This window comes from Nocardioides segetis (assembly GCF_051390595.1).
Classification (GTDB): domain Bacteria; phylum Actinomycetota; class Actinomycetes; order Propionibacteriales; family Nocardioidaceae; genus Nocardioides.
The window spans coordinates 23,662-41,424 of record NZ_JBNINR010000003.1 but is presented as its reverse complement, the minus strand read 5'-3'; the positions used below and the strand labels follow the sequence as shown (position 1 = coordinate 41,424).

Below are 17,763 nucleotides of genomic sequence, written 5' to 3'. Positions count from 1 at the left end.
CACAGTTCGCCGCTACGACGATGGTTGCCGTTGATGCTCTCGTTGGTGGTGGCCATGACCGGTGTCGGCGTGGTCGCCGGCGCGGCGACGGCCGCTCCCGTCTACGAGATCAAGGGCACCTGGGTGAACCCGCCGGCGAGCGTCACGCGCGGCACTCCGGTCGTCGCGGAGTGGCGGATCAACGTCAACGACAACCAGCCGGCTCCGTCGAACGACCCGGTGGAGAACGTGACCGCCACGTTCACCGTGGCGAAGGCGTTCTTCGACGAGATCCCGGACATGTGCAAGACCCAGGGCGTCACGCCGCCGTCCAGCCTGTCGGGCGACGGCACCACGCTGACGTGCAACTTCGGCACCGTCGACATGGGCACGGCGCTCGTGCTGCAGACCCCGGTGGTCGCGAACGGCAACACCAACGAGGAGATCGTGCTCGACGGCACCAGCCCGTCCGGTGAGAACGTCGAGCTGCCGCCGATCCTGATCCGCAACCCGTTCGTGATGGACATGCAGTTCGCGGGCACGTCCAACTACCCCGGTGCGTGGAACGACGTCGACGCGCCCGCCTACGTCGACGTCCCCTTCAACTGGTCGCTGCGGATGGGCAACGGCTCGGACCCCGGTCCGCAGACCGTCAGCTACCGGCTGACGCTGGTCGACGTGAACGGCCGCCCGGTGGTGCTCGGCACCCACCCGACCGGTGTCGGGCTGGCGAAGAACTACGGCGTGCAGGGCTGCACCGAGCACGACCTGGGCAACGCCGACGGCCACCCGTACTCCACCGTGCCCACGAACCCGCGGCACACCAACTTCGTCGACACCTGCACCCTGACCCCGGTGGCGGGCCAGCCCGGCGTGTTCGACCTGCGGATCAGCGGCATCGACTACAGCCTGCTCAACGCGCCGACCCACGACTCCTTCGGCAACCCGCTCCCGGCGAACTGGGACTACGTGGCGGCCGGCCAGCTCTGGTTCCGCGTGCAGACCAACCAGGGCGGGTCGGTGCGGCTGACCTCGAACGCGCCGACCTACACCGCGCCGACCGGTCAGCAGGTCGCCGACCTCGCGGGCAACAACACCGCCACCAAGACCTACACCCTGCCGGGCGGGTTCAGCGCCGCCTACCTGCGGCAGTACACCGGCAACGGCGGCGACCGCTGGGACGACACCTACCGGGTGGCGGCCGGGACCACGGTGTGGACCTATGTCGCCAACCACCTGAGCGCGGACAACGTCCCGGCGACCTCCCGCTACGGCGTCTGCCAGGTCCTCGACAACCAGTTCGTCGACTTCAACCCCACCGCGGAGCGTCCGATCGAGTACTGGGTGAGCACGGACGTCGGCGGCGGACGGCAGCTGACCGCGCCGCCGACCGGCGCGGTGGTCGAGTACTACACCGGTGGCGTCGGTGACCCCAACACGTTCAACTGCGGCAACGGCACCTGGTCCGCCACGCAGCCGGCGAACCCGGCCGCGGTGACGGCGATCCGGATGACCTACCCGCACTCGACGTACTCGGCCGAGAACGCGATCGGCATCCAGTTCCGCATCCCCACCCGGGTCAACCCCAACGCCCCGATCGGGCAGGACATCTGGACCTTCGGCTCCTACCTGCGCAACGGCACCTGGGTCACCCCCGAGGACGTGCCGCCGGGTGTCACGCCGACCCCGGGCGAGCGGTACCCGTACACGAACGGACGTCGCGACGTCCTGTGGGTGGTCCTCGCCACGCCCGCCATCCGCAAGGCCGCTGCGCAGCGGACGGTGACGCCGGGCGTTCCGGCCGAGTTCACGCTGACGTACTCGGCGAACGGCACCGGCACCATCCCGGCCACCGTGGACGACTACGTCATCCGCGACACGCTCCCGGTCGGCATGACCTACGTGCCGGGCTCCGCCTCGCCGGAGCCGGTGATCTCGACGAGCGGCCAGCGCCAGGTCCTCACCTGGACCCTGGACGACGTCGCGACCAACACGGCGAACCGGCTGCTGTACGAGGCGGTGCCGGACGACACCATCGCGCCGGGCACCGCGCTCACCAACACGGCGACGTCGTCGCTGGCGGGGGAGACCTCGGCGCCGGCGAGTGCCACGGTCACGACCACCACGAACGGCTACACCGTCATCAGCAAGACCGCGGACACGCCGTACATCCCCAACCTCGACGGCTCCGGCGACGGTGAGGGCACGTGGACGGTGACGTTGCGCTCGTTCGACCCGCTGCCGCAGGCGTTCACGGACACCATCGACATCCTGCCCTTCGAGGGTGACGCCCGCGGCACCGACTTCGAGGGCGACTACTCCCTCGCGGAGGTGGTCGCGGTCCCCGGCGCGCAGGTGTACTACACGACGGCGGACCCGGCGACGCTGAGCGACGACCCGGCCGACCCGATGAACGGCGCGCCGAACAACCCGGTGGGCAACACCGTCGGGTGGAGCCCGATCTTCACCCCGGCCGCCACGGCGGTGCGGGTCATCGGACCGCGGCTGGACCCGGGCGCGACCCAGCAGTTCCAGGTGCGGATCGCGACTGACGGTGCCGACCCGCGGGACCTGTACGTCAACCGCGCCCAGGCGCGCACCAGCCACACCGAGCTGGTGATGCGGACCTCCGAGCCGATGACGATGGCGTACTACTACGCGGCGAACCTGAAGAAGTACGTCCAGGACCGCTTCGGGGTGTGGCGCGACGCCAACGACGTCGCGGACTTCCCGTCGTTCCAGTACGGCGACACCGTGCGCTACCGCGTGGTCGTCACGAACATCGGCCAGGGCACCCTGACGAACCTGGAGATCAGCGACGACAAGCAGCCGCAGCTGGGCGCGTTCCACGTGGACTCCCTGGCGTCCGGCGAGTCGGCGACCCACGAGTACTCGATCGTGCTCGACGAGTCGGTGTCCGGCACGCTGGTGAACACGGCCTCGGCGACGGTGGACACGCCGCCCGACTACGACACGCCGCCGACCATCCCGTCCGACCCGGCCGGCCTGGAGGTCGCGAACTACACGGTCGCGAAGTCGGCCGACCCGGCGTCCGGCTCCCCGGTCTACCCCGGCCAGAAGGTGACCTACACCGTGACGGTCACGCAGCAGGGTCAGGCCGAGGCGGAGGCGCTGTTCACCGACGACCTCACGAAGGTGTTCGACGACGCCGACTACAACGGGGACGTCACGGCGAGCATCGGCGCGGCCAAGATCGAGGGCAACCACCTGTCCTGGGCCGGAACGGTCCCGGTCGGCGAGCGGGCGACGATCACCTACTCGGTGACGGTCAAGTCGCTCAAGGCCCTCGAGGCGGGCGGTGACTTCCAGCTGAAGAACGTGGTCACCTCCCCGGGCTGCCGGGTGGTGCAGGGCGCCACCGTCGGTTGCGGCACCGAGCACCGCGTCGGTGACTTCGACCTGGTGCTGAACAAGTCCGTGATGGGTCCCGTCCAGGTGCCCGTGGGCGACCGGATCCGCTACCGGCTCTCGGTCAAGAACCTCGGCCCCGACGTCTCGAGCGCCCCGGTCACGGTGACCGACAAGCTGCCCAAGGGACTCAAGCCGATGTCGGCTCGCGGCAAGGGCTGGGAGTGCAGTGTCGTCAAGGCCAAGCGCACGGTGACGTGCGTGCGCGCCACCCCGATCGCGTCGAAGGCGAAGGCGCCGAAGATCGTGGTGTCCGCGAAGACGACGAAGCAGGCGCTCGGGAAGCAGCTGATCAACAAGGCGGTCGTCTCGGCCAAGGGCGACCGCAACCGGAAGAACAACCGGGACCGGGCACAGGTCCGCGTCGGCAAGGTGCCGGCCCTGCCGGGCACCGGCTTCCGGCCGGTCGTGCCGGGCTCACCGCTCGCCCTGCGGGAGCTGCTGCTCCCGTGGTGGTGAGGGGACCGAGGGCTCGGCTCCTGCTGCCGATCCTTCTGCTGGGCGCAGCGCTGGTGACGGGCCCCACCCCTCCCAGCGCGGCCCAGGTGGCCACCCCCGCCACGGCCGGACCGGCTGCGCCGGTCCGCTGTGCGGGGGTGGCCGACCCCTTCCGTCCCCACCGCGTCACGGTGCCGGGACTGAAGCGGGAGGTCACCGTCCTCCCGCGGGGCCGTGAGCGGTCCGGGGTCCCCAAGCCCCCGCCGCTGACCGCGCGGGGGAAGAAGCGGCTGGCGTGGGACCGGACGATCCGGGCGGGTGAGTCGCACGGCGTGGTGCGCCTCACCGCGCACACCTACCCGAGCTCGGCGGGACCCGCGCTCGGCAACCGGCTGCTGCGCAAGCTGAAGGTGGGCGCGGTGCTGGAGGTGACCGGGCGAGACGGGCAGCGGCTCTGCTACCGCGTCTCCGAGCGGCGCCGCGTCCGGGCCGCCGCCTCGGTGGCGGCGTACTACTCCTCCGGTGGACGACCGCGGCTGGCCATCCTGGTGTGCTCCGGCGTACGCCGGGGCCCGGGCGACTGGAGCCACCGCACGATCTGGTTCGCCGAGCCGGTCTCCGCCCCGGACCCGTCCGCCACGGCACGTCCCTGACCCGGCGGGCGGGGTGCGGACTGCCGGAGGCGGAGCGGGGTACCGGCTCGACACGAGCCGGCCACGGGGGCCGGTCACCGACCAGGCGGTGCCGCCGGAAGGGGAGGCAGCGTGCCCGACGCGCCGGATGCAGTCGACCAGGGGACCGTGCGTGCCGAGCTGGGGGTGCCCGACGAGTTCGACCCGGTCGCCGAGACGGGTCGCCGGATCGACTTCCTGGTCGACTACCTGGAGCGGTCCGGTGCCTCCGGCTACGTCCTAGGCATCAGCGGGGGAGTCGACTCCACGGTGGCCGGGCGGCTGGCCAGCGTGGCCTGCGCTCGCGCCGGCGCGTCGTTCACCGCGATGAGGCTGCCCTACGGCACGCAGAGCGACGAGGCCGACGCCGCCGCGGCGGTGGCGTTCATCGAGCCGACGTCGACGGTGACGGTGGACATCAAGCCCGCTGTCGACGCGCTCCACGAGGCGACCACGGCTGCCGGCGTGGACCCCGGGGTCGCCGACTTCGTCAAGGGCAACATCAAGGCCCGGCAGCGGATGGTGGCCCAGTACGCCGTCGCCGGGCGGCTCGGCAGCCTGGTCGTGGGCACGGACCACGCGGCGGAGGCCGTGATGGGCTTCTTCACCAAGTACGGCGACGGGGCCTTCGACGTCGGGCCGCTGCTCGGCCTGACGAAGTCGCGGGTCCTCGCCATCGGGCGCGAATTGGGCGCGCCGGCGCACCTGGTCGAGAAGGTCCCGACGGCCGATCTCGAGGAGCTACGTCCGGGCCTTCCCGACGAGGTGGCCTACGGGGTGACCTACGCCGAGATCGACGACTACCTGGCGGGTCGGGACGTCAGCGACCGCGCGCGGACCGCGATCGAGGAGGCGTACCGTCGTACCGCGCACAAGCGTCGGCTCCCGGCGGGACCCTGAGCCGTGGCTGCGTCGGACGGGGACGGCCTCCGCGACACCGTCGAGCAGATCGCCGCGCTGGCCGCGGAGCGGTCGCTGACGCTCGCGTGCGCGGAGTCCCTCACTGCTGGGGCGATCGCGAGCGCGCTGGCCCGGGGCGAGGACGCCGCGTCCTGGTTCGCCGGCGGGGTCGTGTCCTACATGAGCGAGGTGAAGTTCGACGTCCTGGGCGTGACCGAGGGACCGGTCGTCACCGCGTCGTGCGCCGAGGAGATGGTGCGCGGCGTGGCCACGCTCCTCGGTGCCGATGCCGCCGTCGCGGTCACCGGGGTCGGCGGCCCGGGTGAGGAGGAGGGCCACCCCGCCGGGACCGTCTTCATCGCCACCCTCGTCGGCGGCCGGGCCGGCGTCACCCGGCACCGGTTCGACGGGGACCCTCCGGCCGTCCTGGACGCCACCACGGCCGCCGCGATCACCCAGCTGCTCGGGCACCTGGTGTCGTCGACCGCGGAGCGAGTGGGCCGACGCGCGCGGCGTGGCGACTGATCGACGACCGGCCACGGGCCGGGCTCAGCGACCGGCACCTCGCACCTGCAGGAGCCGCAGGTGGGCGCCCGGGTGGAACCTGCCCGCATCGCATGCCCGGGACCGGGTACTCCGAGACCGACCCAGCCGGTGATCCAGGAGGACCCTCATGCCAGCGTCGAAGAACGTCGTGGAGCTGTTGACCGACCAGCATCGCCACATCGAGAAGCTCTTCGACGAGGTGCAGTCGACCACCGACGCCGCCGAGCGGACGCGGGCGTTCGACGAGCTGCGGCGCCTGTTGTCGGTGCACGAGGCTGCCGAGGAGATCGTCACCCACCCGAACGCCACCCGGCTCGGGAACGGCGACGTCGTCGAAGCCAGGCAGGCCGAGGAGCACGAGGCGAAGAAGCTGCTCTCCTCCCTCGGCGGGATGGACACCACCTCCCCGCACTTCGCCGCCGGCCTCGCCCGGCTGCGCGAGGCGGTCCTCGCGCACGCCCGCAACGAGGAGGAGCTGGAGTTCCCGCTCCTGCTCGCTGAGGCGTCGCCGGAGGAGCTGGAGAAGATGGCCTCGGCCGTCAAGGCGGTGGAGAAGGTCGCTCCCACCCATCCGCACCCCAGGGCGGGCGAGTCCGCCGTCGTGAACGCCGCCGTCGGCCCGCTCGCCGCGCTCGTCGACAAGGTGCGGGACGCGGCCCGCTCCGCCATGTCCTGACCCAGGGCTGCGGCGCGCGCCGGAGGGTACGGCTCCTCACATGACCACCGGACCGACGGACCCGCGCGCCGTCGACGGCGCGCGCCACGGCGGGGACGCCCGGCTGACCTTCATCGGCACCGCGACCACGCTGATCAGACTCGGCGCCTTCACCGTCCTGACCGACCCGAACTTCCTCCACCGGGGCCAGCGCGCCTACCTGGGGAAGGGGTTGTGGTCCCGGCGCCTGACGGAGCCCGCGCTGTCGCCGGCCGAGTTGCCGGGCCTGGATGCGGTCGTGCTGTCCCACCTGCACGGGGACCACTTCGACCGGGTCGCTCGCCGCGAGCTGGACCGCGCCGCGCCCGTCTTCACCACGCCCCAGGCGGCGCGGCGGCTGGGGTCGTGGGGGTTCGACGCGCGACCCCTGGAGGTCTGGCAGCGCGAGGAGCTCGTCCGCGGCGTGGAGTCGCTGACGGTCGAGTCCCTTCCGGCGGTCCACGCGCGGCCTGATGGGACGCTTGCTGCCACCGGTCATGGGCTCGCTCCTGGTCCATCGCGTCGATGGCCGGGTCCGGCACCGCCTGTACGTCAGTGGCGACACCCTCACCGGCGACCATGTCTCCGACATCGCCCGGCGTCATCCCGACATCGACACCGCGGTCGTGCACCTCGGGGGCACCCGGGTCCTGTTCCACACGGTGACCATGGACGCCGACCAGGGGGTCAACTTCCTGCGCCGCGCGCGACCCGGGCGCGTCGTACCCGTCCATCACGACGACTACGGGGTGTTCCGCTCGCCGTTGTCCGCATTCCTCGACCGCGCCGATGCCGCCGGACTCCCCTCGAAGGTGCAGGTGGTCGAACGAGGAGCGACCGTCGACATCGCCGCCGGCGGCTCGCCTCAGTGACGCTCCTCTGCGCCGTGTCGCGATCCCCGGTCCGGGTACCGCCTCCAGATGGACACAGCACACACGACCTCAGCGCTCGCCACGAACACCCAGAAGGCCGCCGCGGTGGTCGCGGGCACCTTCCTCGTTGTCGGCGTCCTCGGATTCATCCCGGGGGTCACGACCCATTACGACGACATGACGTTCGCCGGACACCACTCCGGAGCCCAGCTGCTCGGCCTCTTCGGCGTCTCAGTACTGCACAACATCGTCCACCTCGCCTTCGCAGTGGCGGGTCTCCTCCTCGCGCGGACCTGGAACGGGGCGAGAGCGTTCCTCATCGGCGGAGGCATCGTCTACCTCCTCCTCACCCTCTACGGCCTGCTCGTCGACCGTCACGATCCGGCCAACTTCGTCCCGCTGGACGAGGCGGACAACTGGCTCCACCTCGTGCTCGGCGTCGGCATGGTCGCCCTGGGCACCGTGCTGCCCCGGACGGACGATCACCCCGCCCGCCGGCCGTGAGGGCGCCGCGGTGCCGAGGCCGCTCGCCACAGCGCCAGCCAACCCGACTCGAAGACCGCATCGATCAGGTACGTCCAGCGCAACCGTCCCCGAGAGACGAAGACGACGTCGATGACCAGCAGGGTCGCCGCCGTACCGCGACCCAGGAGGCGTGCCGAACCGAGCTCACCGGATCGGGCCGCCAGGAGCTGCGCGGTCCCGTTCGTGACGAGCAGGCCGGCAACCGTGTACTCGAGCCAGCGGTCGGCCTTGGGGCCGAAGATCTTCTCGAAGCTGCCGATGCCGACGATCGGCCACACGCCGCCGACCACGTTGAACCAGCCCTGCGCCGTGGCCACAGCGCCAGGGCTCAGTGCTCGAGGGCGATCATCGTGACGGGCGGTAGACGTCATGCACAGCGCTACCCGCATCGACTCCTCCCATCCGTGGCGGCATCCTCGGGGCAGCGCCGTGCGGCGGGGACAGACCCCTCCATGCCCGAGGGATTCCAGCGCGACCTTCTCGACACCCGGTTCGTCGACGAGGCGGTGCGCTGATGTTCGAGGGGTTCACCGTCGAGGACGTCCGGGTGAGCGACGCCGCCCTGCACGTCCGGCACGGCGGGGGCGGCCGGGCGGTGCTGCTCCTCCACGGCCACCCCCGCACCGGCTCCACGTGGCACGCCGTCGCACCGGCCCTCGTGGACGCCGGATTCCGGGTCGTCGTCCCGGACTTGCGCGGGTACGGGCGCTCGCGCGGACCCTCGCCGACCGCCGACCACCGCCCCCACTCGAAGCGTGCCCTCGCCGGCGACATGGCCGAGCTGATGGCCGGGCTCGGCCACGACCGCTTCGCGGTGGTGGGGCACGACCGCGGCAGCTACGTCGGCCTGCGGCTGGCCCTCGACCATCCGGACCTGGTCGAGCGCGCGGTCCTCATGGACTGCCTTCCCATCAGCGAGCACCTGCGGCGTGCGGACGCGAGGTTCGCGACCGCGTGGTGGCACTGGTTCTTCTTCGCCCAGCCGGGCGTCCCCGAGCGTGTCATCACCGCGGACCCGGACGCGTGGTACGCCGGCGACCCTGCCGTCATGGGCCAGGAGAACCACGACGAGTGGCGGGCGGCCGTGCGCGATCCCGATGTCGTGCGCGCCATGCTGGAGGACTATCGGGCGGGACTCACGATCGACCGTGAGCACGAGGAGGAGGACCGCGCGAACGGCCGCCGACTGACCATGCCGCTCCTCGTCCTCTGGTCGCTGCGCGACGACCTCGCCGATCTCTACGGCGACCCGCTGGAGATCTGGCGCGACTGGGCCACGTCGGTCGCGGGTCGCGGCATCGACTCCGGTCACCACATCGCCGAGGAGGCGCCGCGCGAGCTCGTCGACGCGATCGTGCCGTTCCTCCGGCGAGGTGGGGATGCCTGAGCGGTACGAGCCGCACGGGATCCAGCCGGTGCCACGGCTCCCCGTCCGCCTCGAGGGAGCTCTCCGGACCCCGCGCTCAGCCGGACTCTGCGCGCAGCTCCTCGGGGCTGCTCGAGGCGAGCAGGTCACCGAGCCCGCCACGAGCGTCGTCGATCACCAACGCCTCGGCCGCCGCCGAGTCGCCGGCCCGCAGCGCTCGGACCAACGCGCGGTGGCTGGAGTAGCGCGCCAGGCCGAAGGTCGGATCCTCGGCGATCCGCTCCAGCAGTAGTGTCCGGCGCTCGGGCCAGGAGAACACCCGCGTCTGGTCGAGCAGGCGCACCAGCACGGGATTGCCCGCTGCGGCATCGACGATGTCGTTGAAGCGCTGCATGCGGTCGAGCAGCTGGTGAAGGTGGCGCTCGATGTCCTCACCGGCTCCGTGCCGCTGCTTGATCACGATCAGGAGGTCGTCGGCGTCGTCGAGGACGGCATCGAGCTCGTCGAGCTGATCGGCCGTGGCGTGCCGGGCGGCGAACCGGGCCACCATCCCGCGCAGGGCGACCTCCACCTCCGCGAGGTCCTGGAGCGCCGCATCGCCGAACGAGGACACCTTCACTGTGCGCGGACCCGTACGGACGAGGAGCCCGTCCTGCTCGAGCCGGCGGATGGCCTCGCGGATCGGGGTCGGGCTCACCTGGAGCCGCTCCGCCAGCCCTCGCTCGGTCACCTTCTGGCCGGGCCGCAGCTCGCCCGTCGTGATCGCGGCTCGGATCGCGCGGTACGACCGGTCGGCGAGCGTGTCGTTCACCAGGGAGCCGAGAGGTTCACGAGCCATAGCCGCATCCTAGGGCGTCCGCGATGGCACCTGCATAAGCAACTATTGACAGCGGTGCTATAGCAAACGTACGGTGACTGCCGCCACCCGATCCCGAGCCGAGGAGTGCCGCGGGCGCCATGACCGCCACCATCCGTTTCGCCGACCTCCCCGTCGGCCATCCCGGCCGCCGGCTGCTGACCGGACGCACGCCGAGTTGCGCCGCGCAGGCCGATCCGCGCTTCTCCTACAGCCTCTTCGTCCCCGAGGACCTGCGGGACGACGAGGCGCCGCTGCGCCTGTGGGTCTTCGTCCACGGCACCGGCCGGCGCACGGAGCTGTACCTCGACGCATTCGCCGAGCGGGCGCGGGCCGAACGCGCGATCGTCATGACGCCGTTGTTCCCGATCGGCATCGACGGCCCCAACGACATCCACAACTACAAGGGCATCGAGGCCGCGGGCGTCCGCTACGACGAGGTGCTGCTGGCGATGGTCGCCGAGGTGGCCGAGCGGTGGAGCGTCGACGTCTCCCGGTTCTTCCTGCACGGCTTCTCCGGCGGCGGCCAGTTCGCGCATCGCTTCGCGATGCTCCACCCCGACCGGCTGACCGCCGTGTCGGTCGGCGCTCCCGGCCAGGTGACGCTGCCGACGGCCGCCCTCTGGTGGCGGGGGATCGGTGATCTCGAGGAGCGCTTCGGCATCGCGTTCGACGCGGCGGCCTTCGCCGCCGTCCCGATGCAGGTGGTGGTCGGGTCGCTGGACGACGACAGCGCGGACCTGCGGGCGATGGGCGCGGACCGGGATGTCGCCGGCCGGCTCACCCAGGCACGGGGACTCACCGAGGCGTTGCGCGCCCTCGGCGCCACCGTCCGGCTCGATGTCGTGCAGGGCGCGGGGCACGACGGGGCCGCGATGATCGGCGCGGTCGAGGAGTTCCTGGCCGAGCAGCTCGCGGCGGGCGCATCATGAGTGGCGTCGTGTCCGACCCGGTCGTCCCGGCGCCTCGGCCCGGCAGGGAGGAAGCCGTGACGGCGAACGGGGGAGTCCCCACGCGACGGATCACCCTCCTGGTCGCGCTCGCCGTCTTCGCCCAGGAGTCGACGTGGAACTTCTACGACTCGCAGGTCCCGCCCCTGCTCCGCGAGCACATCGCCAGCGCCGCCCTGGTGGGCCTGCTGATGGGCATGGACAATCTGCTGGGCATCTTCGTCCAGCCCTGGATCGGCAACCGCTCCGACAACACGCGCACCTCGTGGGGGCGCAGGATGCCGTACCTCATGGTCGGGATGCCGGTCGCCGCGGCGCTCTTCCTCCTCATCCCGCACACGTCGGCCTCGTTGCCGCTGCTCGTGGCGGTGATGTTCGCCTACGCCCTCGTGGCCAACGCCTTCAAGCCGATCGCCGAGTCGCTGCTGCCGGACTTCATCCCTGCCGCCCGGCGGAGCCGGGCCAACGCGGTCGTGAAGATCGCCACCAGCCTCACCGTCATCGTGGCGGCCCTCGTCAGCATCTTCGTGGTCGACGACCACCCGAAGCTCGCCTTCGCGATCCCGGCCGTGCTGCTCCTGATCTCCGCCGTGGTGCTCGCCGCCCGCCTGCGGGACAGCAGGTCGCCCGCCTACCAGGAGGCGCTGGCCGAGGACGCCGCGCGCGGCGGGACGGAGCGCGACGACCTGCGGGTACGGGCGATCGTCGACGACATCCTCCGCGACACCGACCGCAGCCGAGCCCTGCTGCTCCTGGCGATCCTGCTCTTCGGCGGAGCGTGGGCGGCCTCCCGGTCACTGGTCACGCCGTACGGCATGGAGGCGCTCGACCTGAGCCGTGGCTCGGCGGGCGGGCTGACCCTGCCGAGCGGGATCGCGTTCGTCCTGGCCGCCTATCCGATGGCCCTGATCGCCGAGCGGGTCGGCCGCCTGCGCACGATGGTGATCGGGATGGGCCTGTTCGTCCTCGGCATGGCGGTCGGCTCCCTCGCCCAGAGCGCGACGGGCACGGTCGTCGCCCTGTGCATCGCGGCTGCCGGCGCCTCGGCCTTCCTGGTCAACGCGGTCGTGGTGCTGTGGAACCTGGCGCCCTCGAGCCGGGTCGTGGGGACCTACACCGGTCTCTACACGGTCGGCTGGGCCGGCGGGGGCTTCCTCGGTCCGGCCCTGGTCGGCGGCATGGTCGACCTGACCGGGTGGTCGCTGATGATGCTCGACATCGGCCTGGTCGCCCTCATCGCCGTCGCGGTCGTCGTGCGGATCGACGCGCTCCAGCGCCGCGACACGCCTGCCCTGCGCCTGTGACCGGAACCCCTCCGACCCGTCCCGACCACCCGTCCCGAACAAGCACGAGGAGAGACGAGAGAGCGTGTCCCGCATCCTGATCACCACCGACTACCTGCGCCCCGGGGACGAGGTGGACACCTACCTGACGTCCGCAGGGCACACGACCGTGCACGCGCCGCTCCGCGGGCGACGCGACCCCGACGAGCTGGTCGCCCTGCTCGACGGCGCCGACGCCGCCCTCATCGCCAACGAGCCGCTGACCGCCGACGTGCTCGCTCGCGCCTCCTCGCTCAGAGTCGTCGTCCGCACCGGTGTCGGCTACGACTCGGTAGACGTCGAGGCCGCGGCGCGCCACGGCATCACCGTCAGCAACCTGCCGGGCATCAATGCCAACGCGGTGGCCGAGTTCACCCTCGGCCTGCTCCTGGCCGCGGCGCGTCGGATCGTCCAGAGCGCGACCGGCGTGTCCGCGGGGCGCTGGCCCCGGGAGGACGGTCACGAGCTCAGGGGCGCCACGCTGGGGTTGGTCGGGTACGGCGCCGCGGCCCGGGCGGTCGTGCCGCTCGCCCAGGCGTTCGGGATGACCGTCCTCTGCACCACCAGCGTGGCTCCCGGGGAGCGTGGCGGAGCGTCGATCCGCTTCGTGGAGCTGCCGGAGCTGCTCGCACAGGCCGACTACGTCTCCCTCCACACCGCGCTGACCCCTCGCACCCGCGGACTCATCGGCGCCGCCGAGCTGCGCGCCATGAAGCGCACCGCGGTCCTCGTCAACACCGCGCGAGGAGCCGTCGTGGACGAGCACGCACTGGCCGCCGCCGTACGCGAGGGAGAGATCGCCGGCGCGGCGCTCGACGTCGTCGCGGAGGAGCCGTTGCCCGCCGACAGTCCGTTGCGGGGCCTCGACGACGTCATCGTCTGCTCGCACCTCGCCGGCCAGACGGCCCAGGCCCGCGCCGCGGCGGGTCTGGACGGTGCGGCGGAGCTGGTCGCCGCGCTCGACGGTCGGCCCCGGCACTGCGTCAACGCCCACCTGATCGAGGAGACCGCATGAGCACCGTCCCGTCCACCTACCGCGTCGCCGTGATCCCCGGGGACGGCATCGGCGCGGAGGTCCTGCCGCCGGCCCAGCAGGCGCTCGATCTCGTCGCGCGCCGGTTCGGCTTCTCGCTCGAGTACGACGTGTTCGACTGGTCCTGCCAGCGGTACGCCGAGACCGGGGCGATGATGCCCGCCGACGGTCTCGACCGGATCGCGGGGCACGACGCCATCCTGCTCGGAGCCGTCGGCTGGCCCGGCGTACCGGATCACGTCTCGCTGTGGGGCTTGCTGATCCCGATCCGTCGGCAGTTCCGGCAGTACGTCAACCTGCGGCCGATCCGCGTCCTCGAGGGACTGCCGGGGCCCCTGCGCGAGCCCGGCCCGGTCGACTTCGTCGTGGTCCGCGAGAACGTCGAGGGGGAGTACAGCGAGATCGGCGGGCGCCTCAACCGCGGCTTCCCCGAGGAGATGGCCGTGCAGGAGGCGGTGTTCACCCGAGCCGGCGTCACGCGGATCGCCGACTACGCCTTCGACCTCGCCAGCACCCGACGGGGGCACGTCACCTCGGCGACGAAGTCCAACGGGATCGTGCACACGATGCCGTTCTGGGACGAGATCGTGCGTGAGCGCGCAGCGCTGCGACCGGGGGTGGGCTGGCGACAGGAGCACATCGACGCGCTCGTCGCGAAGCTGGTGCTGCGACCCGCCGACTTCGACGTCGTCGTGGGCTCGAACCTGTTCGGCGACATCCTCAGCGATCTCGCCGCGGCGATCGCCGGCAGCATCGGCATCGCGCCGGCCGCCAACATCAACCCGGAGAGGGAGTTCCCCTCGATGTTCGAGCCGGTGCACGGGTCCGCCCCGGACATCGCCGGTCAGGGGGTGGCGAATCCGCTGGGTGCGCTGTGGTCGGCCTCGATGATGCTCGACCACCTCGGCGAACAGGACGCGGCGGCGGCCCTGATGACCGGGATCGAGCGGGCGCTGGCCGACGGCGCCGTCCGTACCCCCGACCTCGGCGGCACCGACACCACCCAGGACCTGGCGGACGCGGTGCTGGCCGCGATCCCCGCCTGAGCACAGGAGAAGAGAGAGCTATGAACGACCGACCGGTCGACCGGGTCCGCGTGCTGACCCCCAGCGGCATGCTGGGAGCGGGCTGGGACGAGGCCACGATCGAACGCGGCCTGGAGCTGGGCATCGACGTCATCACCATCGACGGGGGGTCCACCGACTCCGGGCCCTCCTACCTGGGTGGGTCGCGGCCCAAGACCACGGCGAAGGCCGTCGCGCGGGATCTGCGCAGCCTGCTCAAGGCCGCGGCGCGAGCCGACGTCCCCCTCATCGTGGGCTCGTGCGGCACCAGCGGCACCGACAACGGGGTCGACTGGGTCGCCGGCATCGCCGCCGACGTCATGTCCGAGGAGGGACTGAACCTCAGGGTGGCCCGGATCTACAGCGAGCAGAGCGCCGGCGACCTCAAGGAGGCCCTCGGCGAGGGCCGGATCCACCCGCTGCCGCCGCTGGGCGAGCTCGACGCGGAGACCCTGGAGAGCTGCACCCACATCGTCGGGCTGATGGGCCACGAGCCGATCGTCGAGGCGCTGGAGGCGGGCGCGCAGGTGGTGCTCGCCGGACGGGCGACCGACACGGCGGTGGCGGCGGCCTACCCCCTGATGAAAGGCATGCCCGCCGGACCGACCTGGCACGCGGCCAAGATCGTCGAGTGCGGCGGCCAGGCCACGAGCAACCCGCGCACGGGCGGCGTCTACACCGTCATCGACCATGCCGGGTTCACGATCCAGCCGCTCGACCCCGCCGCCGCGTGCACGCCCACGCTCGTGGCCGCCCACATGCTGTACGAGACGGTGAATCCCTTCCTGCTCCGCGAGCCGGACGGGACCCTGGATGTCCGGGACGCGACCTACACCGCCCTGGACGACCGCACGGTGCGGGTCGAGGGATCCCGGTTCGACGTCGCCGACCAGCACACCATCAAGCTGGAGGGGGCGCGGGTCACCGGCTACGAGACCCTGTCCTTCTCGGCGATCCGCGACCCGCTCATCCTGCGCGACATCGACGCCTGGGCCGGCCTGATGCACACCGTCCTGCGCGACCGGGTGCGCCAGACGCTCGGTCTCGAGGAGCACGAATACGCCTTCGACCTGCGGCTGTACGGGCATAACGCCGTGCTCGGCCATCTCGAGCCGGACAGCGGCCCGCCTCGCGAGGTCGGCGTGATGCTGTTGGTCAATGCGCCCGATCAGGCCACGGCCACCGCCGTCGCCAAGGTCGCGAACCCGCTGATGCTGCACCTTCCGACGCCGTCGATGGACTACCTGCCCAGCCTCGCGTTCGCGAGCTCGCCGGCGGAGGTGGAGCGCGGGGCGGCGTACGAGTTCGTGCTCAACCACGTCGTCGACTCCGTGACACCCACTGCCATGTTCCGCCTCGAGATCGGGGAGCCCACCGATGCCTGAGACCTTCGTGACCGCTCCCGAGCCGACCCTGGGTGACCTCGCGCACGAGGTCCGCTCGAAGAACGCCGGCCCGTTCTGGGTCACCATGGAGCTCTTCATGCGTGACGACGAGGGCTACCGCGTCGCGGCGGATCCGTCCTTCCTCGACGAGGCGGTGATCGCACGGCTGTACGACGTCGACGAGCACTCGGTCCAGCTCTTCCGGATCCCCTCGCTCAACGTCGTCAAGATCTCGTTCCCGCGACCGGTGAGCCAAGGCTCGCTCCGCGACCGCGACATGCACGCCGGACAGCACCACGTCCCGCTCGCCATGCTGCGCGTGCCGCGCTCCGACGAGGAGCACCCCGGTGCCGATCGCTGACGAGCTCGGCGCCTGGGCGGCGGAGCTTCGCTTCGAGGACCTGGGCGAGCACGCCGTGCACACCGTGCGTCAGCGTCTCGTGGACACGGTCGGTTGCGGCCTGGGGGCGTTCCATGCCGAACCCTCGCAGGCAGCACGACGCCTCGCCGGCCGCCTCGGCGGTCGTGGTGCCCGGGTGCTCGGGACCCGCCAGACAGCGAGTGCCGACGTGGCCGCGTTCGTCAACGGAACGATGGCGCGCTACCTCGACTTCAACGACGGCTACATCGGCAAGGAGCCGGGACACCCCAGCGACAACATCCCGGCGTGCCTCGCCGTCGCCGAGGCCGAGGGCCGCACCGGACGCGAGCTCGTGACCGCTATCGCGATCGCGTACGAGGTCCAGGTGCAGCTCCAGGACGGCGCCAACCTGTACCGCCGCGGTTGGGACCACGTGAACTACGTCGTCGTCTCCTCCGCGGTGGCGGCCGGCAAGCTGATGGGCCTCGACCCGCCGCGCCTCGCGCACGCCGTCAACATCGCCCTCAACGGTCACATCGCCTTGCGCCAGGTCCGCACCGGGGAGCTCTCGTCATGGAAGGCGGGATCGGCCCCCAACGCCGCCCGCAACGGAGTCTTCTCGGCCTGGCTGGCGCGCGAGGGCATGACCGGGCCCGCCCCCGTCTTCGAGGGCGAGATGGGCTTCATGCGGCAGGTGAGCGACGTCTTCGAGCTCGAGCCCCACCGCTTTCCGAGCAGGCACGACGACGACTACGCCGTGAGCCGCACCCTCACGAAGCTGCTGCCGACCAACGGAGAGATGCAGACGGCGGTGTGGGCGGCACTCGGTCTGCGAGACCGTGTGGCCGACCCCGCGACCGTCCAGCAGATCGTCGTGGACACGACGCACATCGGCCTGACCATCCTGGCCAGCGACCCGGCCAAGTGGCGTCCGACCACGCGGGAGACCGCCGACCACAGCCTGCCCTACACGGTGGCGCGCGCCCTGCTCGACGGTGAGATCACCGCGGCGTCGTACGAGCCGGCGGTCCTGGCCGAGCCCGCGGTGCTGGCGCTGATGGATCGGGTGATCGTCCGCGAGGACCCGGACCTGACCGCGATGCTGCCCCGCCGGATCCCCAACCGGGTGACCATCCGGCTCACGTCCGGAGAGGAGCTCGTGCGGGAGGTGCGGGACGCTCCGGGCGGACACGCCACACCGATGACCGACGAGCAGTTCGAAGCCAAGTTCCTCGGTCTGGTCGCGCCGCTGGCCTCGCCCGACGCCTCTCGCCGGATGCTCGACGTGCTCTGGTCGGTCGACCGGGCACCGACGGTCGACGAGGTCACGGGCGCACTGGTCCTCGACGCGCAGAACGAGCCGGCCCGCTGA

The 17,763-nt window shown here is 71.8% G+C and carries 17 protein-coding genes and 1 pseudogene; 16 read left to right on the top strand and 2 right to left on the bottom strand.

Going from position 1 to position 17,763, the window contains the following annotated elements; translation table 11 throughout:
• Window positions 1-33 precede the first annotated feature (33 nt).
• From ACPZVR_RS06565 to ACPZVR_RS06530, 8 genes and pseudogenes are all read left to right on the top strand, one after another.
• Entirely contained in the window at window positions 34-3,867 is a 3,834-nt protein-coding gene (locus ACPZVR_RS06565; RefSeq protein ID WP_436698775.1) for a DUF7927 domain-containing protein, read from the top strand.
• 137 nt (window positions 3,868-4,004) lie between these two features.
• Window positions 4,005-4,499: a class F sortase gene (locus tag ACPZVR_RS06560; protein WP_436698774.1), complete on the top strand. Its 495-nt coding sequence runs from the start codon at window positions 4,005-4,007 to the stop codon at window positions 4,497-4,499.
• 111 nt (window positions 4,500-4,610) lie between these two features.
• The gene (nadE, locus tag ACPZVR_RS06555; RefSeq protein ID WP_436698773.1) at window positions 4,611-5,417 is read left to right on the top strand and encodes an NAD(+) synthase; all 807 of its coding nucleotides are present in this window, start codon (window positions 4,611-4,613) and stop codon (window positions 5,415-5,417) included.
• A gap of 3 nt (window positions 5,418-5,420) precedes the next feature.
• Window positions 5,421-5,942 carry a CinA family protein gene (locus tag ACPZVR_RS06550; protein WP_436698772.1) on the top strand — a complete coding sequence of 174 codons (522 nt, stop codon included), beginning with the start codon at window positions 5,421-5,423 and terminating at the stop codon, window positions 5,940-5,942.
• Between the two features lie 148 nt (window positions 5,943-6,090).
• Window positions 6,091-6,639, top strand: coding sequence for a hemerythrin domain-containing protein (locus tag ACPZVR_RS06545; protein ID WP_436698771.1), 549 nt, complete (start codon window positions 6,091-6,093; stop codon window positions 6,637-6,639).
• A gap of 40 nt (window positions 6,640-6,679) precedes the next feature.
• Window positions 6,680-7,072: pseudogene (locus ACPZVR_RS06540) on the top strand (MBL fold metallo-hydrolase); the annotation flags it as partial.
• A 58-nt stretch (window positions 7,073-7,130) separates the two neighbouring features.
• Window positions 7,131-7,529, top strand: coding sequence for an MBL fold metallo-hydrolase (locus tag ACPZVR_RS06535; protein ID WP_436698770.1), 399 nt, complete (start codon window positions 7,131-7,133; stop codon window positions 7,527-7,529).
• A gap of 48 nt (window positions 7,530-7,577) precedes the next feature.
• A complete protein-coding gene (locus tag ACPZVR_RS06530; RefSeq protein ID WP_436698769.1) occupies window positions 7,578-8,033 on the top strand; it encodes a DUF4383 domain-containing protein in 456 nt (151 codons plus the stop codon).
• On the opposite strand, the gene ACPZVR_RS06525 is transcribed toward ACPZVR_RS06530, so the two are convergent.
• Window positions 8,012-8,371, bottom strand: a complete 360-nt coding sequence (locus ACPZVR_RS06525) for a hypothetical protein (RefSeq protein WP_436698768.1) — start codon at window positions 8,369-8,371, stop codon at window positions 8,012-8,014. The genes ACPZVR_RS06530 and ACPZVR_RS06525 overlap by 22 nt on opposite strands.
• Window positions 8,372-8,568: 197 nt before the next feature.
• Here ACPZVR_RS06525 and ACPZVR_RS06520 point away from each other — a divergent pair, with 197 nt between their 5' ends.
• Window positions 8,569-9,441: an alpha/beta fold hydrolase gene (locus ACPZVR_RS06520; RefSeq protein ID WP_436698767.1), complete on the top strand. Its 873-nt coding sequence runs from the start codon at window positions 8,569-8,571 to the stop codon at window positions 9,439-9,441.
• 76 nt (window positions 9,442-9,517) lie between these two features.
• Here the strand turns inward: ACPZVR_RS06520 and ACPZVR_RS06515 are convergent, their stop codons facing one another.
• Entirely contained in the window at window positions 9,518-10,258 is a 741-nt protein-coding gene (locus ACPZVR_RS06515) for a GntR family transcriptional regulator (RefSeq protein WP_436698766.1), read from the bottom strand.
• A gap of 119 nt (window positions 10,259-10,377) precedes the next feature.
• On the opposite strand from ACPZVR_RS06515, the gene ACPZVR_RS06510 reads away from it, so the two are divergent.
• The 7 genes from ACPZVR_RS06510 (at window position 10,378) to ACPZVR_RS06480 (ending at window position 17,763) form a co-directional block, all read left to right on the top strand.
• On the top strand, window positions 10,378-11,208 hold the full coding sequence (locus ACPZVR_RS06510) for an alpha/beta hydrolase (protein ID WP_436698765.1): 831 nt from the start codon (window positions 10,378-10,380) through the stop codon (window positions 11,206-11,208).
• 56 nt (window positions 11,209-11,264) lie between these two features.
• Entirely contained in the window at window positions 11,265-12,530 is a 1,266-nt protein-coding gene (locus ACPZVR_RS06505) for an MFS transporter (RefSeq protein ID WP_436698764.1), read from the top strand.
• A gap of 64 nt (window positions 12,531-12,594) precedes the next feature.
• Entirely contained in the window at window positions 12,595-13,563 is a 969-nt protein-coding gene (locus tag ACPZVR_RS06500; protein WP_436698763.1) for a phosphoglycerate dehydrogenase, read from the top strand.
• Entirely contained in the window at window positions 13,560-14,627 is a 1,068-nt protein-coding gene (locus ACPZVR_RS06495) for a tartrate dehydrogenase (protein WP_436698762.1), read from the top strand. The genes ACPZVR_RS06500 and ACPZVR_RS06495 overlap by 4 nt, the downstream gene beginning before the upstream one ends.
• 20 nt (window positions 14,628-14,647) lie before the next feature.
• Complete coding sequence (locus ACPZVR_RS06490; protein ID WP_436698761.1) at window positions 14,648-16,030, top strand: acyclic terpene utilization AtuA family protein; 1,383 nt, start codon at window positions 14,648-14,650, stop codon at window positions 16,028-16,030.
• Entirely contained in the window at window positions 16,023-16,391 is a 369-nt protein-coding gene (locus tag ACPZVR_RS06485) for a DUF4387 domain-containing protein (RefSeq protein WP_436698760.1), read from the top strand. Before ACPZVR_RS06490 ends, ACPZVR_RS06485 begins: the two co-directional genes overlap by 8 nt.
• Window positions 16,378-17,763, top strand: a complete 1,386-nt coding sequence (locus ACPZVR_RS06480; protein WP_436698759.1) for an MmgE/PrpD family protein — start codon at window positions 16,378-16,380, stop codon at window positions 17,761-17,763. The genes ACPZVR_RS06485 and ACPZVR_RS06480 overlap by 14 nt, the downstream gene beginning before the upstream one ends.

What these genes read in the sequence shown, in the direction of transcription:
- ACPZVR_RS06495 (WP_436698762.1), top strand. Translation starts at nt 13,560, where the DNA reads ATGAGCACCGTCCCGTCCACCTACCGCGTCGCCGTGATCCCCGGGGAC.
- ACPZVR_RS06490 (WP_436698761.1), top strand. Translation starts at nt 14,648, where the DNA reads ATGAACGACCGACCGGTCGACCGGGTCCGCGTGCTGACCCCCAGCGGC.
- ACPZVR_RS06515 (WP_436698766.1), bottom strand. Translation starts at nt 10,258, where the DNA reads ATGGCTCGTGAACCTCTCGGCTCCCTGGTGAACGACACGCTCGCCGAC.
- ACPZVR_RS06520 (WP_436698767.1), top strand. Translation starts at nt 8,569, where the DNA reads ATGTTCGAGGGGTTCACCGTCGAGGACGTCCGGGTGAGCGACGCCGCC.
- ACPZVR_RS06510 (WP_436698765.1), top strand. Translation starts at nt 10,378, where the DNA reads ATGACCGCCACCATCCGTTTCGCCGACCTCCCCGTCGGCCATCCCGGC.
- ACPZVR_RS06535 (WP_436698770.1), top strand. Translation starts at nt 7,131, where the DNA reads ATGGGACGCTTGCTGCCACCGGTCATGGGCTCGCTCCTGGTCCATCGC.
- ACPZVR_RS06485 (WP_436698760.1), top strand. Translation starts at nt 16,023, where the DNA reads ATGCCTGAGACCTTCGTGACCGCTCCCGAGCCGACCCTGGGTGACCTC.
- ACPZVR_RS06565 (WP_436698775.1), top strand. Translation starts at nt 34, where the DNA reads ATGCTCTCGTTGGTGGTGGCCATGACCGGTGTCGGCGTGGTCGCCGGC.
- ACPZVR_RS06530 (WP_436698769.1), top strand. Translation starts at nt 7,578, where the DNA reads ATGGACACAGCACACACGACCTCAGCGCTCGCCACGAACACCCAGAAG.
- ACPZVR_RS06545 (WP_436698771.1), top strand. Translation starts at nt 6,091, where the DNA reads ATGCCAGCGTCGAAGAACGTCGTGGAGCTGTTGACCGACCAGCATCGC.